Here is a 16,447-nt window from a genome sequence, read left to right on the forward strand (position 1 = left end):
TTCGATCCTCTATTATTTTACAACTTGTTTTAATAAGGTGGAAATATCCAGATAACAGGATAGATCTTTTTCTTCTGGACGTAAGATATAAGGAATTTCACCTAACTGTGGTGCATTAATGTGACGGCGTAACCTATCCATCATTTTCGCATAATGAGATATACCAGGATTAATTCTATTTGCTACCCATCCTATTAACTGTAACCCATCATTTATGATTGTCTGCGCGGTTAAAATAGAATGATTTACACAGCCAGGTTGAATACCTACCACTAAAATGACTGGGATCTTTTCCTGAATCACCCAATTAAAGTAAAAAGTTTCATCATTCAACAACACACGCCAACCGTCGTTGCCTTCAATAATAACGAAATCTGCTTTACTGCTAAGATTATTTAATCCTTTTTTCATCTGATCGAAATCAACCCGGTTTTCTTCACAGTAACTGCTTTTCCAGATAACGGGGTTAATTTCTGCATACTTAAACTGAACGGGAGAAGATTTTTGTAAAATCAGACCATCTCGATTACGCATTCCTTCTTCTGTTTCATACCCTTCTATGGCTATAGGCTTATAACCTACGGCCGTTGTTCCGTCACGATTAAAAGCTTGTAATAATGCACGGGTAACAACTGTTTTACCGATGTTGGTATCTGTCCCCGTAACAAATAGGCGAGTTAACATAAATTCTGTTTTCCATAATGACAGATAAAATCCGGTTAATGAGCACTTAAGTTTAGAGGGTGTGGCTATAAGGGAGATTGCGTTAGCTCAATGTTTTGTTTAATTCCTGCGTATATGGCGTAAGAAAAAATTTATATAAAGCAAATATTACAATCAGAGAACATTTATCAGGTCTATTATCCTTTCATTAAATTGACCAACAATGAGCCATCATATAAAGCTTTTTTAACTGATGACACCGCAGATAATGTTCCTGAGTTATTGAATTCGGTTGCAACCACCTGAACCTGTTTACTATAAGCAGGCATAGAGTGTTTTTGAATGCATTCATTAATAATAGGATACAAAATTTGCTGTGAAGTATTAAGTGGAGAACCAATCAGAATTTTTTCTGGGTTAAATAAGTTCACCATAATTGCGACAATATGACCAATTTTCACCCCTATATCATGGATAATATCCATTGCCAAAGTATCTCCTTCATTCGCCGCTTGACAGAAGGATTCAATAGTCAGCGGTTCACAGTTAAGTAAAGAATCTGGTACCGATATTAACTGCTGCTTTGCTCTGGATAAAATGTGACTAATACCTGCAACTGTTTCCAGACAGCCCAAGTTACCGCAATAGCAACGTTCACCATCAGGTTCAGCTTGAATATGCCCTATTTCCATAACACTACCGTTGCCCGCATGTAATGTTTGTCCTGCAATGACAACGCCAATCCCAATATTTTCACCAATAACAACCTGGATAATATTCTGACAATTTTTTGCCGCACCATATAATAATTCAGCCATCGTCCAGGCTGTAATTTCATGTTGGAGAAATACCGGTAATCCAGTGCGACGATGCAGATATTCTCCAATTGACAATTCTTGAATCTGATAATAGGGAAAATTGTGGATTAAGCCTTTAATTGGATCAATAATCGCGTTTATGGTAATGCTAATTGCCGTCAGACGCTCAAGACAGGATTGATAACGGTCAAAAAATACGTCAATCTCATCAGTAATACAGTTCAAAAAGGATTTTCTATTGCTGGCCGGTAATGGTAAGACATCTTCAACAATTAATTTGCTGCTTAAATCACGAAGGCCCAATATTAAATTGCCCAGACTAATATTAACACACAAGAAATGCCAGCTTTCAGAATCAAGTTCCAGCCCGGTCGCCGGGCGCCCTCTAAATCCCAAATCCAGAAATTCTGTTTCCATCACTAAATGTGTATCGACCAATTCACGAACAATCTTAGTAATACTGGCTGGCGCAAGTTGTGCTTTTTTAGATAGCTCAATACGGGAAATTGGGCCATATTGATCAATTAACCGATAAACAGCACCAATATTAGTCTGTCTTATTTGATCAATATGACCTGGTTGTCCATCCATACTCACCCTTGTGTCCTTTAATTAATTTGTGCTTCAAAATAATTGTTGGCTGATTATGTCGATGTTTTAGGCAAAAGGTATCATTCTTTCAATCAATATGTGATATCAAGCACGAAATTTAGCCGATTTTTACTCATTTTTCTCATCCAGAATATTAGATATGAGTAGTCTTATCAGCCTGTTTGCCGCGGCTGATACCGGTCGGCTTTTATGATTGACTAACCAAACTTCAGAGAAAGATTGGTTATCAGCTAATGGAATATATTGAACACCATCGATTTTCATACGGGTAAAAGATTCAGTCACAACACTGATCCCAAGCCCAGCAGAGACAAGACCAAGAATAGTCATTGCCTCACCTGCTTCCTGCGAAATCATCGGTGTCACACCAGCCTGGGCAAATAAAGTAATGATTTCATCATACAAAGCAGTTCCAACTTCACGTTCAAAAAATACCAGTGGATGGCCCGCCAACATTTCGAGCTTTATTCCCTGCTGAGCATATTCTAATAAAGGGTGTCCATCATAAACAGCCAGCATAAAAGATTCACGAAATAGTAGCCGATGCTCCAGATTATCCGGTAATTGCGTATTACGCATGATCCCAATATCTAACCGCCCAGTCAGCAACGGAGCAATCTGGCGCTTAGTGTTCATTTGATGCATATGAATAGATACCTCTGGGTATCGCTCACGGAATTGCCGTAAACTCAATGTGACTTTATGCATAAAAGGTGTTGTAGAAGTGAAACCAATAGATATTTCACCTAATTCTCCTTTTTGCATTCTCGCTGCTTTTATCACTGCGGCATCAACCTGCGCCAGAATCTGATAAGCCTCCTCCAGAAACATGTTACCTGCCGGGGTCAGGCTTACATTCCGGTTATTACGCTCTAATAGCTGTGCGTTTATACTATTTTCAAGTGACTGAATTTGTTGGCTTAACGGAGGCTGTGAAATATTAAGCCGCTCTGCTGCACGACCAAAATGTAATTCCTCTGCAACTGCAACAAAGTAACGTAAGTGCCGTAATTCGATAGCCATACTCACCTTTAAGATCTAATACATATTATTATTAATGATTAATATATTAGACAAAATATTTTGCAATTCATATGCTTGATCTAGATAAAAATGAAAGTTACTTATTATGAGTTAAGTAAGGAAATCATGTGAGCACTACCCGTAGCATCAGCGAAAGCCCAACTCCCGATAATAATCTGGTCCAGGATATTAAAAATGAGGGAGATTATATTCAGAAGGCAGATCCTCTGTATATCAGAGTGACGTTGTCACTCTTTACCGTAGGATTAGCGACATTTGCCCTGCTCTACTTTGTTCAACCCATTTTACCTATATTATCGGAAGATTTTGGTGTTTCTCCGGCCACCAGCAGTTTATCTTTGTCGCTTTCGACTGGGATGCTGGCGTTGGGGTTATTGATAACCGGTCCTCTGTCTGATGCCATTGGTCGTAAAAATGTTATGGTAACCGCGCTATTTGCCGGCGCATTTTTCACTTTACTCAGTGCATTTATGACCAGTTGGCATGGAATTCTGATTACGCGCGCTCTGGTTGGCTTATCTCTCAGTGGCGTAGCAGCCGTTGCAATGACTTACCTTAGTGAGGAAATTCATCCTCACTTTGTTGCTTTATCAATGGGGCTTTATATCAGCGGTAATTCTATTGGAGGAATGAGTGGGCGATTAATATCAGGGGTGATAACTGATCATTTCTCATGGCGGGTTTCTGTCATCGTATTAGGCTTATTTGCCTTAATTGCTGCAATTATGTTTTGTCGTATGTTGCCTGAATCCCGTCATTTCCGGCCAAGTTCCCTCAAACCTAAATCTTTATTAATAAATCTGAGATTACATTTTCGTGATAAAGGGTTGCCATTATTATTTTCCGAAGCATTTTTGCTCATGGGGGGGTTTATTACGATGTTTAACTATATCAGTTATCGTTTACTGGACTTTTAGTCAATCAACTGTCGGTATGTTATCCATTGTCTATTTGGCCGGTACATACAGCGCGTCTAAAGTGGGGGGATTAACAAATCAGTATGGACTCGGAAAAATACTAATAGTGATGATAAGTATGATGCTAATGGGTACTCTTATTACCATGCTGCCCTCTACTGTCATGATTATGATTGGGATGATCATACTCACTTCCGGTTTCTTTGCCGCACACGCTGTCGCCAGCAGTTGGGTTGGCCGTCGCGCTCGTCGGGCTAAAGCACAGGCATCATCTCTTTATCTCTTTTGTTATTACGCAGGCTCAAGTGTAGCGGGTACTTTTGGTGGTATATTCTGGCTACAATGGGGTTGGAACGGTGTCGTTTTATTTATTACCATTCTCATCCTGTTAGCGCTGCTTCTGGGGATTAAGCTCGCTAAACTCCCAGAGGAAAAATAATCGAAAGTAACCATTTTATCCATAATTAATGGCGGATGACTATCCACTATGGGTGGAAATCCGCTTAATCTTATTATTACCACCTGCTTACCAGAACTTTACATTACACTCACGTTCACCAGTCAATACCCTCCACTATCTGATTTGTCAAAAATTGCTTTATTTTTTTCACTAAGCGCTAAAAAGCATGGGAATATGATCTGATCAGAAAAACAAACCAATATTTATTTAAAGGAAAAATTAATATGGGAGACTCCAGATTTGAAGGTTTCACCAAAGAGGAAATAAAACTGGCATATGAATTTGATATGCTCAACAAATCAATGGTCATGGCGAGACAGAATGTACATGCACTGCAAAAGCAATTGTATCGCCTTAGCGCTCCGCAAAAGCTATTGAATAAAATAGGGCGAAATGCACTGGTGGAAATTAAAGACACGATGATACGTTCAGTTCCCGCCTCAATATGTGCAGGGTTAGCTGGCGCTGCTTCGGCACCAGGCGGCGGTCCTGCTATCTCTTTTCTCGCCAGTGCCGCGGCAGGAAGCATTGGTGGAGAGTTGGCGAAGCCCATTACGTCAAGAACGGGTGTTCATACCCAGTTATATCCGACCTGTGCCAACAATACGACTAAAGATATTGAACGTGAGGTAATGGGGAAATTACAGGATAAATTGAGCGGCTACCCCAGACTACATGAGCTATATCGTACTTATGTGAACAAAGAATATGCGCAGGATTTTGTGCTGGATACTGCACTGGCAAACACACCTGATGTGATTGCCAGTTCTATTACCGAAGGTGTTAGTCACTGGACTGCGGGTACTTTCAGCTCCATGCTGCAATATGGCTCAATACCCGTTAGCTCAAAATTAGTATTTGGTTTGACTGCGGCAGCGGGACTGGATCCTCGTGGTATTTATAACAAAGGAAAAGATACATTTCGGGCAATGACTAACATGAGACCGGGCCCACATGCAGGTGGTAATCTAAAAACAAAGAAATTAGAAAAACTGCTGCATACTTATCAAGAATATTTACCCTATCTGGAGCAAAATTTACTCCGGGCAAGAGATTGCCTGTCCCAGTTGATAGCCTCGTTGAACAACAATCCGGATAGAAAGTTAAATGTCAGCGCATTCATGAATAAGTTCCCTGATCTTGCCTTATCACATAGCAAGGCCCGCGAAGCATCTAAAAATATTATCAGTATGCTTGAATTGCTGATTATGCTGGAAAAAGAGAGGGAGAATGCAGTAGTTAAGGAAACCAATTTATAAGGCAAATCCTCTTTTGGGTGTATTGACTCAGGTCAGCCACCCAAGAGGTGATTTCAATATAATATGAAACTAACTAATAATAACTTTAAAATCCGTAGGAATTAAATTTGCTAGAAAATTTGAACTGACTTTACTTTTCACCCGAAGAACAAGGTTTGGGAAAGCAGAATTCTTATCACTATAACTCAACTCACCATTCTTTATAAGATAAAAACTGGGATCAATGATATTTACACTGTATTCTCCACTCCCTGTATCACTGGAATATATGCCGAAATTATCAAAACCATTCTCAATATATGCCCCATTATTGAAAAACCAATCTTGAATTGGCTGTGCTCTTGACATTTCTGCTGTAGAGCTTAGTGGCGTGAGAAACTGCGCTTTAAACGTGAATGCAAGATAAAGATTTGTAATACCTGGATAACGAAATAAATTTCGAAACTCTGAAATTTTTTGACCATACAACCATATAAATCCCGGGGTCCAAATGCGAAAATCCAAATTTTCCGCATTCCATTTTTCTATTTTCTTATCAGATACCAATGGGAATTTCGCAACGATACTATTTGGAGCATATTTATTTATATAAACATTAGTCATAATTGCGTCTCATCTTTTAATTAACTTGCTTGGCTCAATAGCCCCACCTTGTTTATTATCTCTTTTTCACAGTATACAACCATAATCGGATTGCTGCTAATTATTTGCCAAAATTGCTTCATGTTTGCCACATTTCTAGAAAAATAACAGGGAAATTCTGAAATTTAATTAAGACAAGTACAAAATATTCACCTGCCGAAAAATTATTGTAAGCACCGATATCAATATTAAAATAATATACAGTAAGATTATCCCCATGTGCGAATAAAAAAGTGATGCACACAAAGTGTTGCATGTAACGTCTTTTTGGTTATATTATGAACATGGTTACATGTCACGAGGATGAAAGATGAATAAGGTTTCAGATCGTGTAAAAAAACACAGACAACAGCTTAGGAAGTCAGGATTAAGGCCCGTTCAAATATGGGTGCCTGATACACGCCTTCCTCATTTTAAAGAAGAGTGCCGGCGCCAAAGCCATCTGGCTACAGCAATACAAGACAAGGAAACGAATGCACTATTAGAAGGTGCGATGAATGAACTGGCTGATTCAGGAGACTGGGAGTGAAGCGGGGAGACTTAATAACTGTTGCTCTACAAGGGGCTTATGGCAAGCCCCGTCCTGCTCTGGTTACCCAATCTGACAACTTTGATGAACATCCCAGTATTACCATTCTGCCCGTAACCTCAACATTGATTGACGCACCACTCTTCCGGGTGACAATTAAACCTTTCCCTGAAACACATCTTGAAAAATTGTCACAAGTCATGATTGATAAAGCAATGACTCTCCCGAAAGAAAAAGCCGGAGCAGTATTTGGTAAACTGGATTACGCGACGATGCAGCAAGTGGATCGCTGTCTAGCCTTGTTTTTAGGTATCGCAAAATAAGAAAATTATCATCGTAGACTTCAAAGCGATCAACTCCCCACACCCTGCTGCTCAGAACGAAACCATCTCTGCCGGATTAAGCGTGCTTATCACTCCCAGAACACCCTTAGCCAACGGAATGGCTACCGGAGAGAGATAGGAACCCAGCGGGATACTCGCGTGTTCAATGCAAGTAAGCATGGTAAAATCGTCGTTGCGTCTGGTAAGATCGTCGCTGATAGCTTTGCCAATGCGCACCGTCTGCGCCACTCCATGACCACTCCAGCCATGTACCATATACACGGGTACGCTGTCGCCGCTCTTGCGGGCATCGGTGGCACCGTTCAAGGTCAGATCGCTGATCCCGCCCCAGGAATATTCTAGTTCGGTTTTTTCCAACTGCGGGAACACGGTTCTGATACGCTCAAGCAAATAGTTGTTCACATCACGCGGTGACCAAGAGTTGCCAGTACCCTGTCCACCGAACAGCAGGCGGTTGTTGCGCACCGCACGATAGTAGTCGACCTGTAACTGTGTATCGTAGACCGGCAGATCTGACGGGATCAGCTCTTTGACATCCACTGGTAACGGCGGCGTTACCGCCACGTAGGAGAAAAAAGGCACCGTGGTGGAAGGGCCGGAGATAAACTCACCCGTGGAGACATGCACACCCAGCACCACGGCTTTACTTGCCCTGATAGCCCCCCGCTCAGTTTCTACGACTGTGCCACCAGCATCCTGCCTGATGCCCTTTACTTTCGTGCTGTCATAGATTCGCCCACCCAGTCTGGCGAAACCATAAACTAGGCCACGCAATAGTGCCAGAGGCTGGACCTGCCCACCGATACTGTCGATATTTGCTCCATGGTAGATGCCCGAACGCAGATACTTTTCCTGTAGCTCGTGCGATCCGATAACTTTCATCGCCGTATCTCCCAGCAGACGCCGGGCATCGGCATTTGCCACCAGCGGCCCCATGTGGCCTGCGTGCACCGCAACAGTGATATGACCATATTTACGGTCACATTCGAAACTGTAACGCTCACGGAGTTCATCCACGAGATTCATCGTTTCAATAGAGGCAAAACGCCATAAGCGTTTAGCCTCATCGGATGAAAGTTTTTCCAGCATGGTTTCAGCTTCCCAGCGTGCGATCCCCGGGGTCATCTGTCCCCCGTTGCGGCCAGAAGCGCCAGAACCAATGTTATCCTTTTCAACCAGAATCACGTCCACGCCCGCTTCAGCAAGATGCAAGGCTGTGGAAGCCCCCAGCAACCCTCCGCCAATAACCACAACCTCACAGTTCTGGTCTCTAGGCAGGCTTCCAAAAGCTGACCAGTCAGCCAGAGAAGCTTCATAATAGTTGGCTGGCATGGTGTTAGCAGCAGCGTCTTTATGCCAGCTCCAGATGCGCGGATCTAGCCCCAACCGGCTGGCTCTATGCTGCGCATCCTCCAATAGTGTCGGTCGGAGTTTATCAACATTGATGGCCGGAACATCGGCACCAGTTAAGGTCCGGGCGAATAGGGATAAGTTGGGAAGGGATGAAAGCACTCCCGCCCCCGCGAGCGTCGCGACGGTAGAAATAAAGTCTCTTCTATTCATTGTCATTTCAGCACTCCTGTCATGATCTTGAAATCACCCGCTGGACTGGTCCGGGGAGTTTTCCTATGAGTGAGTCCGGCTATCTGAGCTGTATTTATTGCTGCCAGAGCTCCCTTTCAGACCGGCGAGAATTAGCAGGATAACGGTGCCGATAAACGGTATGAGATGCAGCAGTAACCACCAAGCGCGACAGTTGATATCGTGCAGGCGGCGAGCATTCACTGCTAGCGCGGGCAAAAACGTGAGCAGCAGATAGGCAGCGCTGAACCAGCCCATATAAATTTCAGGATTGGCAACGGCAAAGTAGCTTTCAAGGAAAGAGATAATAAATACAACCAGGATCTGGAACAGAACGAAATACCAGAATTCCTGACGCCGGGCTCGCCCCCTGAAGCATGCATAGTTCTTTAATACATTTAAATACCAGTGCATTGTTGTCCTCCCTTATGAAGCAGCAGGTTCTAGCCTGCCGCCCCGCCCCTCTTTACGGTTCAGTTAGGTCGAGCAGCACAGACTCCAGAATGTTGAGCGCTTCTTCAAAAACGTTAAATGGGCTTCAACAGGCAGACGCCCGATGTAAATAGCCCCCCAGAGCTGGAGTACCCCGGGTGGACTATTGTAATCGTGTAGGCTCCGTTGCAGACATAAGCAACAGGTGATATTTCCGCGTTGGTTCAACGGGAACCTGACACACGAAACTACCGCCATGACATCCGCGCCGGGTATCGATCAACTTTAAAAAATACCGTGGCGATGCAGCGCTTTCGCATCCTCTGGTACCGGGGTGATAGCATCCCAAAGTTCAGCTACTTTGCCGTTCTCAATGCGCCATAGCTCAAAGTAGCTATGACGCATTCCGGCGATACTCCCTTCCGAATGGGTCAGAACAAACTGCCCATCGGCTACCGTACGGTGAATTTTGGCGTAATGCAGGCCCTGTCCTTCATCCCTGAGTTGCTTAAGAAACGAAATGATCGCAGCCGTACCATCGGGAATATCGGGGCTGTGCTGGCGAAACAATTCACCATTGGTGGAGTGACCAAACGCTTCGTAGTGACCCTCGATCAGAGTACGTGTGAAAAAATTGACCACCAGTTCGCGATTCTTCTCCCGGTCATGACCATGGCCTGCTTCAGTCGGGCCGTCTAACTGAGTCCGACCACTGGCATTGGGTGCAGTCTGCGGTACTAGGCCGTCCCAGTGCTCTACGATTAAGCCGTCGGCAACCCGGTACAGATCGAAGCCGACCAACGGATGGTGGTCTAATCCCGTAAAACGACCGTGGATGGCGACCAGATCACCATCCTGTAGTACACGATACGTTTCGTGGTGCAGTTCAGGATGTGCCCAGACCCGCTCACGCAATCCGGCAAGACCATCTTTGACCAACGGGGAATGTTCGATGAAATGCGGCGCAAAATAACGCTCAAGCGCTCCTACATCACGATCAGTAAACAGCTCGTGGTGCGCACGCAACACCCAGTCGCGTGGAGATCTATTCTGAATCATTACGGATGTCCTGTGTCAGTCGTTGGAACTCATCACATGTTTGATACGCGTATATTCATCGAAGCCATAAGCGGACAGATCTTTACCGTATCCGGAACTCTTGAAGCCGCCGTGCGGTGCCTCTGCCGTAAGAGGAATATGGGTGTTGATCCAGACGGTACCGAAATCGAGTTCACGTGACAAGCGCAACGCACGGCCATGGTCGCGAGTCCAGACACTGGAGGCCAATCCGTATTTCACGTCGTTAGCTTTCTCTATGGCATCCTGTTCATCGCGGAACTTCTGCACCGTGATAACCGGCCCAAAAATCTCGGTCTGAATTGCTTCGTCGTGCTGTTCCAGACCGGTAATTACCGTAGGTTCAAAGTAATAACCCGAACGTTCAGCCTGACGGCCTCCTGTTTCGATACAGGCATAAACGGGCAGACGCGCAATGAACCCGTTGACCTGCTCCAACTGACGAGCATTATTGAGCGGCCCATACAGCGCCTCTTCATCTTCCGGATAGCCAAAGCGGGTGGCTTTAGCTGCCGTCACCAGTTTGGCGACGAAGGTATCGTAAACAGATTCATGCACCAGCACACGCGAGGCTGCCGTACAATCCTGACCCGCGTTGAAGTACCCTGCGATAGCAATGGTTTCCACCGCTTTATCCATATCTGCATCGGCGAAAACAACCACTGGCGCTTTGCCACCTAGCTCCAAATGTGCTCTGGTGAGATTAGCCGCCGCCGAAGAGGCAACCTGCAAACCTGCACGTACAGAACCCGTGATGGAAACCATCGCTGGCGTCTTGTGTGAAACGACCAGAGCGCCCGCGCTGGCATTACCCAACACCACGTTGAACGCACCGATAGGGAAGAACGGAGCAGCTAGTTCAGCCAGCAACAGAGTACTTTCGGGCGTGGTATCGCTCGGTTTGAGTACCACAGTATTACCCGCTGCCAGCGCAGGCGCTATCTTCCATACTGCCATCATCAGCGGGTAGTTCCACGGCGTAACTTGACCCACCACGCCCAGTGGCTCACGCCGGATGCTGGTTGTCATATCAGGAAGATATTCAGCCGTCGCTTTTCCTTCCAGAAAACGGGCGGCGCCAGCGAAGAAACGGATATGATCCACTGACGTCGCAACTTCTTCAGAGGCAATCAGATGCTTGAGCTGCCCCGTATTGCGGCTTTGCGCTTCAATCAAACGTTCAGCGTTGTTTTCCACCGCATCGGCTAATGCCAGCAACGCTTGCTGACGCGCTGACGGTGTGCTGCGCCCCCAGATCTTGAATGCCTCTTTAGCCGAGGCATAAGCTTCATCAACATCTGCTACAGCCGCGTTAGGAGAACGCGCACAGGTTTCGCCAGTGACCGGGCTTACCAGGTCAAAATATTCGGAACCTTTAGAATCAACATACTGACTATTAATGAAATGCTTGAGCGTTGATACCGCCATGGTTACCTCCTGATGAATTAGATAATATAAAATATAACGTATAATTTAATATATTCAATTGTTACTCTCCTGTTAATTTTGTTGAAACTAAAAAGTGAAAACAAAAGAGTAATTAGATACATAGATATAACTTGCGACACTCGTGCTCAGGAAAATATGCTGATCTGTGAGCAGGATCGAGGATTTCAGATTTTACAGGCCGGGTAATATAAGCAAACCAATAGATTCAATCTGATCTGCTGATTCTGGCTCTGTAAAGAAAAGATTTAGCTGGCTATTCCTCGGCAAGGTTATTTACAATGGAGTAAATATCAGATATTGCTCAATTTGCAACATCAATATAAAAAACGAAGCCTTATTGGAGAAATCATGATGAAAAAGACAATAAAAAATATATCTTTATTCACAGGAATTATATTTGGAAGCTTAACATTATCTTATGCAGCAACTATTCCACCTGGTACACAACTGGCAGCTAACCAGAATATTGTCCGTCATAATGGCACAGAGCCTGCATCTCTTGATGTCCATAAAGTTGAAAGTGATGTTGAATTTGACATTATTCATGATTTCTTTAGTGGATTAATTGATACAGGCATTGATGGTAAGTTAAATCCCAGTTTAGCCATCAGTTGGGAAACCAAAGATAATAAAGTTTGGTTATTTCATTTAAGAGAAGGCATAAAATGGTCTGATGGTTCTCCTATTACTGCCCATGATGTGGTTTTTAGTTGGCAACGTTTAATTGATCCTCACATGGCATCTCCATATGGCAGCTATATTGAAAACATGTATATAGCCAATGCCAAAGATATTCTTGCCGGAAAGAAAAAAGCCGATGAATTAGGTGTCAAAGCACTGGATGATATGACGGTAGAAGTAACATTAGAGCAGCCGTTATCCTATTTCTTACAGATGGTGGCACATCCGGTTATGGTGCCTATCAGTCAAAAAGCGGTTGAAAAATATGGTGAGAAATGGACTCAACCGAATGTGTTTGTCGGTAGTGGCCCGTTTAAATTGGCTGAATGGATCGTCAATGAGAAAGTCATTGGTATCAGAAATCCACAATATTGGGATAATGCACATACCGTTATTAATAAAGTCACCTATCTTGCCGTAACATCAGAGACAGCGGTGGTGAACCGCTATTTAGCAGGAGAAATAGATATAACAAAAAATATTCCATCAGTTTCATTTAATTCCTTAAAAACTAAGTTAGGTAGCCAGGTTCACATTTCACCTAAATTAGGTGTTTATTATTACGAATTTAATAACCAAAAAGCACCTTTTAATGATATCAGAGTCAGACAGGCATTAAATTTAGCTTTAGATAAAACCATCATTTCAAATAAGGTATTAGGCCAAGGTCAAAAAGCCGCTTATAATAATACCCCGCCGAATACTGGAGGAATGAATTTAAAACAACCTGATTATGCATCATGGACACAGGCGAAAAGAATTGAAAAAGCCAGGAAATTATTGAATGAAGCGGGTTATAACAGAAATAACCCGTTGAAATTTAATCTTCTTTATAATACATCAGAGGATCATAAAAAGATTGCAATAGCCGCCTCCTCAATGTGGAAGAAAAATCTAGGGGTAGATGCTGTTTTACAAAATCAAGAATGGAAAACAATGTTAGACACCATACATCAAAGTAATTTTGATTTGGTGAGACATGCATGGATAGCTGATTACGATAATCCAGCCTCGTTTTTAAATAATTTTGTGACCAACAGCTCTAATAATACATCATCATATAGTAATGATATTTATGATGATCTGATGCAAAAAGCCAAAGCAACAAACGACATGAAATACTTCCAGCAAGCACAAGATATTCTTACCAGAGATGTCCCGTCAATTCCCATTTATTACTATGTTAGTGCCAGGCTGGTAAAACCTTATATTGGTGGATATTATATCAACCTGCTCGGTTTTGTATCATCGAAAGATCTTTATATTATCGAACATTAACAGGACAGTATTTAACTTATTGTGTCACTTAAATAAACATTACGGTTTTAAACAGTTTGATTCGTTTTGAACCGTAATTAAAATATTTGATTGGCAACCTACTCTATTTCACTAATGAAGCGGGACTTCTGCTGAAACCTAAGATCACCCCAAGGCATCATTCTCTGCTTAGGATAAGACACGTACAGCCAACGCTTCGCTCTCGTCACCGCAACAAAAGCGTTATTGCGTTCCTCTTCGAGCTCTTTGGCCGTCCTAGCCCTGTAATCAGGAAAAACCCCTTCGCACATCCCTATCAAAAATACAATATCCTTTTCCAAACCCTTCATCGTATGCACAGTACTTAGAGTTAGGCCTTCATCTATACTACTTTCAGAAAGTTGACCTAATGCCAATGCATTTCTAAATGCCACCAATGAATCACCTAAGCCCTTACGCTTGAATCGGGTCCACGTACCACTAAACTCTTTAAGCTCTTCGATACTCAGCTTAACGTCTTCTATTTTATCGTCCGAAACACCGTTGTGATTTTCAACTAACGATGTGAGAAGGTCATTAAACTCCTTTACTAGCTTGGGAATTTTAGGGTTTTCAATATCTAAGTTATCGATAGTAGAAAGAAGTTTTTCGAATATCGCAGAGTACTCATCTACTGCTGATGAAATTTGAGCTGCCATTTCTCGCAATACATTAGTTGTCCAGTTGGCTGGCTCAGAGATACTCAGTACTTGGCATAACTTTTTCCCATCCACCCAATATTTAGAATTCAACTTCACTCTAATGGCATAGTCCAAGACCTTTCCGAATCTAGTTGAGGGCTCAAGCTGCCTCTCTCCTTTTCTCAAAGAGTAAGGTATCGAATTAAACACTACGGGACTCCATCTTTGTGCTGGAAGGGCTGCTGGAGCAGCAAACGGGCCTTAATCCGGTGGAGATCATGACCGATACCGCTGGTGCCAGCGATATGGTGTTCGGCTTATTCTGGCTGTTGGGGTATCAGTTTTCACCGCGCTTGGCTGACGCCGGTGAGTCCGTATTTTGGCGCGTGGACAAAGACGCGAACTACGGCGTATTGAATGACCTGGCCCGCAGTTGCGCCAATCCGCAAAAGATAGAACATCACTGGGAAGACATGATGCGCATCGCGGGTTCGCTCAAGCTGGGTACCGTACAGGCCTCTGAGCTGATCCGATCACTATTGAAAAGCGAGCGTCCTTCCAGTCTAGCGCAAGCCATCATTGAAGCTGCTGGCCGGATCAACAAAACCCTGTACCATTTTCGTTCCGCTGGACTTCAAACCCCATTAAATAGAAAAACAGACATTATGGGTATAAATTAGCACATTATCGTGCCATGGTTATCTTGTGGAATAGATTCATGTAATTACTATCGGTGACCACTTGGACAGTCACCGATATTCGATAATAAAACACAGTTCATCACCAGTCATACCATCATTACTTATCTCTATAAAATTAACTTGTTCAAACATTACATCTCAATAATCGTAGGATTAGCGAGTAATTTCCGTAAATTCCGCATTTCTCTTCCCTGATTAATCGCGACAGCACCCACTAAAACTTCATTTTCTGTCCCCAACAAAACGGCTTTATCTGATTGCAAGTCACCTTGAATATGCCATTTCTCAGCCTGCATTTTGCCAACCATTTGGATATTAATGCCCCACTGATCTGTCCAAAACCACGGAGCTCCCGGCTGTGGAGGCTCCAGTCCCATCATTGCATGTGCAGCAATAGTTGCCTGGCGGTTAGCATTTTCCCAAGTTTCACGACGTTGGAGATCCCCTGTTAAAGGCTCTCTTTGAAGGCAAACATCCCCGGCTGCAAAAATATCCGGTTCAGACGTCTGGCAACGGCTGTCAATGACGATACCACCATTGGTAACCAAACCGGCATCAGCAGCGAGCCTGTCCCTGAATTCAGCGCCGATACCATAGATAATGATATCCCCGATCACCCTTTCTCCAGTGTTTAGCATAAGAACTAATTCATTCCCCTGCCTTTGTGCGGAAACAATATTAATATCAAGGAAGAATTGCACCCCTTTTTCCTGATGGCGATTTAAAAGATAATCCTGCAACAAAGGAGGTGCGCAGCGCCCCATAATGTTATTCGCCTGTTCAATAACCGTCACCTTCGCGCCCATTTCACAGGAGGTTGCTGCCAGTTCCAGACCAATAACACCCCCGCCGACAATCAAAACCCGTTTACCTTTTTTCACCGCCTGGCGTAAACGTTGCGCATCATCCAATGTTCTTAGGGTATAAACATTTTCACCCAGTTGATCGAGTAGCGGAAACCGTCTGGCTCTTGCGCCCATGGTGAGCAGGAGTTTTTCATACCTGAGCTTGTCGCCATTCTCCAAAACGACACAATGTTTTGCCGGAATAATACGGCTGACCGGCTGACCCATGCGTAAATCTATCCGGTTTTTCAGATAGAAATCTTCGGAGAACAAATATTTCGGTTCTTCTTCCGGGTTCATTAAATACTCTTTTGATAAAATAGGCCGCTCATAAGGTGCATGATATTCTTTACCAATTAAAATAATATCGCCATAAAACTGTTGCTGCCTTAAGGTTGCGGCGGCCATCGCCCCCGCTTGCCCTGCTCCGACAATAATAAAAGTCTGATCTCGCAT

General features: G+C 43.6%; 14 protein-coding genes and 2 pseudogenes. 6 read left to right on the forward strand and 10 right to left on the reverse strand.

Annotation, left to right across the window (positions count from 1 at the left end; genetic code table 11):
• Positions 1–12 precede the first annotated feature (12 nt).
• The 3 genes from bioD to ACUN2T_RS13465 all read right to left on the reverse strand — a co-directional run bounded on the left by bioD (position 13) and on the right by ACUN2T_RS13465 (position 3,116).
• Positions 13–684, reverse strand: a complete 672-nt coding sequence (bioD, locus tag ACUN2T_RS13455; RefSeq protein WP_445493526.1) for a dethiobiotin synthase — start codon at positions 682–684, stop codon at positions 13–15.
• 176 nt (positions 685–860) lie between these two features.
• Entirely contained in the window at positions 861–2,078 is a 1,218-nt protein-coding gene (gene mlc / locus ACUN2T_RS13460; RefSeq protein WP_445493527.1) for a sugar metabolism global transcriptional regulator Mlc, read from the reverse strand.
• A gap of 123 nt (positions 2,079–2,201) precedes the next feature.
• On the reverse strand, positions 2,202–3,116 hold the full coding sequence (locus ACUN2T_RS13465) for a LysR substrate-binding domain-containing protein (RefSeq protein ID WP_445493528.1): 915 nt from the start codon (positions 3,114–3,116) through the stop codon (positions 2,202–2,204).
• Positions 3,117–3,262: 146 nt separating this feature from the next.
• Here ACUN2T_RS13465 and ACUN2T_RS13470 point away from each other — a divergent pair.
• Both ACUN2T_RS13470 and ACUN2T_RS13475 read left to right on the forward strand, forming a co-directional pair.
• Positions 3,263–4,493 (forward strand): annotated as a pseudogene (locus ACUN2T_RS13470) (MFS transporter).
• 245 nt (positions 4,494–4,738) lie between these two features.
• Positions 4,739–5,773, forward strand: a complete 1,035-nt coding sequence (locus ACUN2T_RS13475) for a hypothetical protein (RefSeq protein ID WP_445493529.1) — start codon at positions 4,739–4,741, stop codon at positions 5,771–5,773.
• Positions 5,774–5,842: 69 nt separating this feature from the next.
• Here the strand turns inward: ACUN2T_RS13475 and ACUN2T_RS13480 are convergent, their stop codons facing one another.
• The gene (locus tag ACUN2T_RS13480) at positions 5,843–6,376 is read right to left on the reverse strand and encodes a hypothetical protein (protein ID WP_445493530.1); all 534 of its coding nucleotides are present in this window, start codon (positions 6,374–6,376) and stop codon (positions 5,843–5,845) included.
• Between the two features lie 349 nt (positions 6,377–6,725).
• Here ACUN2T_RS13480 and ACUN2T_RS13485 point away from each other — a divergent pair, with 349 nt between their 5' ends.
• Together ACUN2T_RS13485 and ACUN2T_RS13490 are read left to right on the forward strand one after the other, a co-directional pair.
• The gene (locus ACUN2T_RS13485) at positions 6,726–6,944 is read left to right on the forward strand and encodes an antitoxin MazE family protein (RefSeq protein WP_445493531.1); all 219 of its coding nucleotides are present in this window, start codon (positions 6,726–6,728) and stop codon (positions 6,942–6,944) included.
• Entirely contained in the window at positions 6,941–7,267 is a 327-nt protein-coding gene (locus tag ACUN2T_RS13490; RefSeq protein WP_445493532.1) for a type II toxin-antitoxin system PemK/MazF family toxin, read from the forward strand. Before ACUN2T_RS13485 ends, ACUN2T_RS13490 begins: the two co-directional genes overlap by 4 nt.
• A 51-nt stretch (positions 7,268–7,318) precedes the next feature.
• Here the strand turns inward: ACUN2T_RS13490 and ACUN2T_RS13495 are convergent, their stop codons facing one another.
• The 4 genes from ACUN2T_RS13495 to ACUN2T_RS13510 all read right to left on the reverse strand — a co-directional run bounded on the left by ACUN2T_RS13495 (position 7,319) and on the right by ACUN2T_RS13510 (position 11,806).
• Complete coding sequence (locus tag ACUN2T_RS13495; protein ID WP_445493533.1) at positions 7,319–8,857, reverse strand: FAD-dependent oxidoreductase; 1,539 nt, start codon at positions 8,855–8,857, stop codon at positions 7,319–7,321.
• Between the two features lie 57 nt (positions 8,858–8,914).
• Positions 8,915–9,283, reverse strand: coding sequence for a DUF805 domain-containing protein (locus tag ACUN2T_RS13500; RefSeq protein ID WP_445493534.1), 369 nt, complete (start codon positions 9,281–9,283; stop codon positions 8,915–8,917).
• A gap of 303 nt (positions 9,284–9,586) precedes the next feature.
• Positions 9,587–10,360 carry a nuclear transport factor 2 family protein gene (locus tag ACUN2T_RS13505; protein ID WP_445493535.1) on the reverse strand — a complete coding sequence of 258 codons (774 nt, stop codon included), beginning with the start codon at positions 10,358–10,360 and terminating at the stop codon, positions 9,587–9,589.
• A gap of 15 nt (positions 10,361–10,375) precedes the next feature.
• Positions 10,376–11,806, reverse strand: a complete 1,431-nt coding sequence (locus ACUN2T_RS13510; protein ID WP_445493536.1) for a gamma-aminobutyraldehyde dehydrogenase — start codon at positions 11,804–11,806, stop codon at positions 10,376–10,378.
• A gap of 369 nt (positions 11,807–12,175) precedes the next feature.
• Between ACUN2T_RS13510 and ACUN2T_RS13515 the strand changes: the two genes are divergently transcribed.
• Complete coding sequence (locus ACUN2T_RS13515) at positions 12,176–13,786, forward strand: ABC transporter substrate-binding protein (protein ID WP_445493537.1); 1,611 nt, start codon at positions 12,176–12,178, stop codon at positions 13,784–13,786.
• Positions 13,787–13,884: 98 nt separating this feature from the next.
• Here the strand turns inward: ACUN2T_RS13515 and ACUN2T_RS13520 are convergent, their stop codons facing one another.
• Complete coding sequence (locus ACUN2T_RS13520; RefSeq protein WP_445493538.1) at positions 13,885–14,580, reverse strand: 3'-5' exonuclease; 696 nt, start codon at positions 14,578–14,580, stop codon at positions 13,885–13,887.
• A 71-nt stretch (positions 14,581–14,651) separates the two neighbouring features.
• Between ACUN2T_RS13520 and ACUN2T_RS13525 the strand changes: the two are divergent.
• Positions 14,652–15,059 (forward strand): annotated as a pseudogene (locus ACUN2T_RS13525) (Tn3 family transposase); the annotation flags it as partial.
• A gap of 218 nt (positions 15,060–15,277) precedes the next feature.
• Here the strand turns inward: ACUN2T_RS13525 and hcaD are convergent.
• Entirely contained in the window at positions 15,278–16,447 is a 1,170-nt protein-coding gene (gene hcaD / locus ACUN2T_RS13530; protein ID WP_445493539.1) for a phenylpropionate dioxygenase ferredoxin reductase subunit, read from the reverse strand.

The organism is Photorhabdus machadonis (assembly GCF_052657765.1).

Coding starts and splice junctions, on each gene's coding strand:
- bioD (WP_445493526.1), bottom strand. CDS start 684: ATGTTAACTCGCCTATTTGTTACGGGGACAGATACCAACATCGGTAAA.
- ACUN2T_RS13505 (WP_445493535.1), bottom strand. CDS start 10,360: ATGATTCAGAATAGATCTCCACGCGACTGGGTGTTGCGTGCGCACCAC.
- ACUN2T_RS13465 (WP_445493528.1), bottom strand. CDS start 3,116: ATGGCTATCGAATTACGGCACTTACGTTACTTTGTTGCAGTTGCAGAG.
- hcaD (WP_445493539.1), bottom strand. CDS start 16,447: ATGCGAGATCAGACTTTTATTATTGTCGGAGCAGGGCAAGCGGGGGCG.
- ACUN2T_RS13475 (WP_445493529.1), top strand. CDS start 4,739: ATGGGAGACTCCAGATTTGAAGGTTTCACCAAAGAGGAAATAAAACTG.
- ACUN2T_RS13495 (WP_445493533.1), bottom strand. CDS start 8,857: ATGACAATGAATAGAAGAGACTTTATTTCTACCGTCGCGACGCTCGCG.
- ACUN2T_RS13500 (WP_445493534.1), bottom strand. CDS start 9,283: ATGCACTGGTATTTAAATGTATTAAAGAACTATGCATGCTTCAGGGGG.
- ACUN2T_RS13515 (WP_445493537.1), top strand. CDS start 12,176: ATGATGAAAAAGACAATAAAAAATATATCTTTATTCACAGGAATTATA.
- ACUN2T_RS13480 (WP_445493530.1), bottom strand. CDS start 6,376: ATGACTAATGTTTATATAAATAAATATGCTCCAAATAGTATCGTTGCG.
- ACUN2T_RS13485 (WP_445493531.1), top strand. CDS start 6,726: ATGAATAAGGTTTCAGATCGTGTAAAAAAACACAGACAACAGCTTAGG.
- ACUN2T_RS13510 (WP_445493536.1), bottom strand. CDS start 11,806: ATGGCGGTATCAACGCTCAAGCATTTCATTAATAGTCAGTATGTTGAT.